The sequence below is a fragment of the Pseudonocardia pini genome, from assembly GCF_013870575.1.
Lineage (GTDB): Bacteria > Actinomycetota > Actinomycetes > Mycobacteriales > Pseudonocardiaceae > Pseudonocardia > Pseudonocardia pini.
Genome location: NZ_JACBXB010000559.1, coordinates 1 through 3,793, shown reverse-complemented (window position 1 = coordinate 3,793; position 3,793 = coordinate 1). Strand labels below are relative to the sequence as shown.

3 protein-coding genes and 1 pseudogene are annotated in these 3,793 nt (G+C 70.8%); 2 read left to right on the top strand and 2 right to left on the bottom strand.

Annotated elements, in window-relative coordinates; translation table 11 throughout:
* Nucleotides 1-547: pseudogene (locus H5J29_RS24675) on the top strand (hypothetical protein); the annotation flags it as partial.
* On the opposite strand, the gene H5J29_RS24670 reads toward H5J29_RS24675, so the two are convergent.
* Entirely contained in the window at nt 544-846 is a 303-nt protein-coding gene (locus H5J29_RS24670; protein ID WP_181783420.1) for a hypothetical protein, read from the bottom strand. The pseudogene H5J29_RS24675 and the gene H5J29_RS24670 sit on opposite strands and share 4 nt — an antisense overlap.
* 275 nt (nt 847-1,121) lie before the next feature.
* On the opposite strand from H5J29_RS24670, the gene leuA reads away from it, so the two are divergent.
* On the top strand, nt 1,122-2,918 hold the full coding sequence (leuA, locus tag H5J29_RS24665) for a 2-isopropylmalate synthase (RefSeq protein ID WP_181783419.1): 1,797 nt from the start codon (nt 1,122-1,124) through the stop codon (nt 2,916-2,918).
* A gap of 54 nt (nt 2,919-2,972) precedes the next feature.
* Here the strand turns inward: leuA and H5J29_RS24660 are convergent, their stop codons facing one another.
* Nucleotides 2,973-3,581 carry a hypothetical protein gene (locus tag H5J29_RS24660; protein WP_181783418.1) on the bottom strand — a complete coding sequence of 203 codons (609 nt, stop codon included), beginning with the start codon at nt 3,579-3,581 and terminating at the stop codon, nt 2,973-2,975.
* Nucleotides 3,582-3,793 lie beyond the last annotated feature (212 nt).

Here is a 3,793-nt window from a genome sequence, read left to right as displayed (position 1 = left end):
GGCACTCTCGTCCGCACCTCCCGAGCGAGGGTTCCGCCCGCTCACGCCGTGGGCGGGGGCGGTGCTCGCCTGCACCGGGCTCGCGGGGTACCTCGGGTACGTCGCGCTGCGGACCGGGGAACCCACGGGCTGGTTCGCCCTGCAGCGGCGGGGCTGGGACTCACAGTTCGACGGCGGTCGCGCCACCCTCGGCTACGCGGGCGACGCGCTCGGCCGGGCTCCGTCGATCATGGGAGTGGCCACGGTCGCGGTCCTGCTCGTCGCGGTGGCGGCGCTGGTGGTCGCGATCCGGGAGGCCGTCCGCGGTCGGCTGCATTGGCCGCTCGTCGTCTACGCGGCAGGCGTGCTCGTCATGGACCTGGGCAGCGACGGGCTGATGTCCTCGAAGGCCCGGCTGCTCGTGCCCGCCTTCACCCTGCTCGTCGTGCCCGCGCTGGCCCTGGCCCGACGCAGGCCGGGCACGCGGGTGTCCGTGCTGGTCGCGGCGGTGCCGGCCTCGGCCTGGTTCGGCGGCTACGCGCTGGCCGTGTGGCCCTACGCGATCTAGCCGATCCGGCGGACCAGCCTCGTGACGATCGCGGTGATGATCAGCCAGATGACGGCGGCCGTGCCGTAGTTCAGGGTGACCGCGAGCTTGGGGCCCTCCACGAGGAAGAGGTTGTCCAGGCCGAGGTTGAAGTACGCGGCCAGGTCCGCGATCAGGATGGTGAGCCCGTTGGCCGGGTTCGCGTCGAGCAGGGTCAGCACGATGTGCACGACCAGGATCGCCACGATCAGCATGCCGATCCAGTTGAGCACCGTGGCCAGCAGACCTGCTCCGCGTCGCACGCTCGTTCCCACCGCCATTGTGAATCCTCCCCGACACGACCCTGGAGTCCGATCCTCTCACTTTCCGGCCGGGGTGCACGGTCTGCCGCGCCGGCCCGAACGAGTGGCAACGGGTGACGGCAGGTGACCGGCTTGCCAGTGGCGGGGGGCGGCGGGTTACAGTCGGGGTATGGCGCGCCTCCTCCTTCGCCGCCGCGGCGGGGTCTGACCGACCGGCCCCTCGTCGCGGGTTCTGGCGTGCGCCGGTCTCTCTCGGTCTCGAACCAGCAGACTCGGCCAAGGAGCCACCCGCGATGACCCTCTCTCCCGACGCGTACACCTCGTCGTCCTCCTCGAAGATCCGTACGCCGTCGGTGCCCGCGCCCGCGAGCCAGACGCCGTGGAACACGCAGAAGGGCAGTCATATGCCCTTCGGCCGGTACAAGCCGTTCCACGAGCTGGTGGAGCCGGTGTCCCTGCCGGACCGCACCTGGCCGGACACCCGGATCACCACCGCCCCGCTGTGGTGTGCGGTGGACCTGCGAGACGGCAACCAGGCGCTCATCGACCCGATGAGCCCGGCGCGCAAGCGCCGCATGTTCGACCTGCTGGTCCGCATGGGCTACAAGGAGATCGAGGTCGGCTTCCCGGCGGCCTCGCAGACGGACTTCGACTTCGTCCGCGAGATCATCGAGCAGGGCGCGATCCCCGCCGACGTCCGGATCCAGGTGCTGACCCAGGCCCGCCCCGAGCTGATCGAGCGGACCTTCGAGGCGTGCGAGGGCGCCCACAGCGCGATCGTGCACCTCTACAACTCCACCTCGGTGCTGCAGCGGCGCGTGGTCTTCCGGCAGGACCGCGCGGGCATCACCAAGATCGCCACCGACGGCGCCGAGTTCGTGCAGCAGATCAGCGAGAAGTACCCGGACACGGACTGGCGCTTCGAGTACTCGCCGGAGTCCTACACCGGCACGGAGCTGCAGTACGCCGTCGAGGTCTGCAACGCCGTCTCGGAGATCTGGCAGCCCACGCCGGAGCGGCCGATGATCGTCAACCTGCCCGCGACGGTCGAGATGGCCACGCCGAACGTCTACGCGGACAGCATCGAGTGGATGCACCGCAACCTGGCACGGCGAGACGGCATCGTCCTGTCACTGCACCCGCACAACGACCGCGGCACCGGCGTGGCCGCCGCCGAGCTGGGCTACCAGGCAGGCGCGGACCGCATCGAGGGCTGCCTGTTCGGCAACGGCGAGCGCACGGGCAACGTCGACCTGGTCACCCTGGGGATGAACCTGTTCACCCAGGGCATCGACCCGCAGATCGACTTCTCGGACATCGACGAGATCCGCCGCACCGTCGAGTACTGCAACCAGCTGCCCGTGGCCGAGCGGCACCCGTGGGGCGGCGACCTGGTCTACACGGCCTTCTCCGGCTCGCACCAGGACGCGATCAACAAGGGCTTCGACGCCATGAAGGCCGACGCCGCGGAGGCGGGCCACCCGGTGGACGAGCACCCGTGGGAGGTGCCGTACCTGCCCGTCGACCCGAAGGACATCGGCCGCACCTACGAGGCCGTGATCCGGGTGAACAGCCAGTCCGGCAAGGGCGGCGTCGCCTACATCATGAAGACCGAGCACTCGCTGGACCTGCCGCGGCGGCTCCAGATGGAGTTCTCGAAGGTCGTCCAGGAGGTCACCGACTCGGAGGGCGGCGAGGTCTCCCCCAAGGAGATGCGCGACGTCTTCGAGACCGAGTACCTCACCCGCGAGACCCCGCTCAAGCTGATCCGCCACCGGCTGACCAGCGACGGCGAGGGCCGGGACGAGATCGTCGCGACCGTGCGGGTGGAGAACGACCTGCACGAGATCCACGGCACCGGCAACGGCCCGCTCGCGGCGTTCGTCGACGCGCTGGCCGGGATCGGGTTCGACGTCCGGGTCCTCGACTACCACGAGCACGCCATGGGCGGCGGGGACGACGCCCGCGCCGCGGCCTACGTGGAGTGCGCGGTGGAGGACACCGTGCTCTGGGGCGTGGGCATCGACTCCTCGATCGTGAGCGCCAGCTTCAAGGCGCTCGTCTCGGCGATCAACCGCGCCCTCCGCTGACGACCGAACGAGCGGCACCCTCGTTCACACCTAGTGAGCGAGAGTGCCGTTCGCTCATCGGGTTCTGCTCGCGCCTTCGCTGAAGAAGGCCTGCAGGGTCTGCTCGTCGGTGAGCTCGTGGACCGCGCCGAAGCTCGCGTTCCAGAACGCGCCTTCGCGCGGCTTCCACGGGCCCACGTACGCGTACGGCTGCTCGTGTCCGGCATCGCCGGGTGAGACGCCGTAGGTGACCTCCTCCTTCGCGATCGCGAGATCGAAGTGCTCGGGCCACAGCACGGGCTCGATCGCTGCACCAGGCCCTGCCGCGAACGCCCGCAAGGCCTGCTCGCCGGTGCCGAACCACCCGAGGAGCAGGTCGGTGGCCTCCCGGTCGACGACGATCTCGTCGTCCGGGGAGACGCCCGAGTGGTCGGGGTACACCCCCTCCGGCACCTCGGGCTCCACACCGGCGCGGGCGGCCAGCTCGCGGTAGGTCCCCGCCAACGGGGCTCGTCCGTCCGCCCACACCAGGTCCGTGCCCTCCACCCTGATCGGGCCCGCGACCTGGCCGAACCCGCCCGGCGTCACCCGCAGCCGGATGGTGCCCGCCGCCCGGTGCTGCGGCCCGGCGAGCACCAGCTCGGCGATCCCGTGCAACGCCCGCCGCGTCCCTGAGAGCTCCACGGAGCCGATCCTGCCGCTCAGCGCTTCCTCAGCGGTAGTCACCGGGACGACATCGAGATCCTCTACGGTCGAGACCGTGCCGTTACCGGTGGCTCCCCTGGCCGCGTACGTCTTCCTGCTGGCGTGGTCCGCCGTGCCCTTCGCCCCCGCCGAGCCCGTGCTGCTCGCGGGTGGGGCCTTCGCGGGGACGGGCGGGCTGTTCCTGCCGCTCG

Bases quoted from the DNA above. Each gene is read 5' to 3' on its own strand.
- H5J29_RS24670 (WP_181783420.1), bottom strand. From the start codon at position 846: ATGGCGGTGGGAACGAGCGTGCGACGCGGAGCAGGTCTGCTGGCCACG.
- leuA (WP_181783419.1), top strand. From the start codon at position 1,122: ATGACCCTCTCTCCCGACGCGTACACCTCGTCGTCCTCCTCGAAGATC.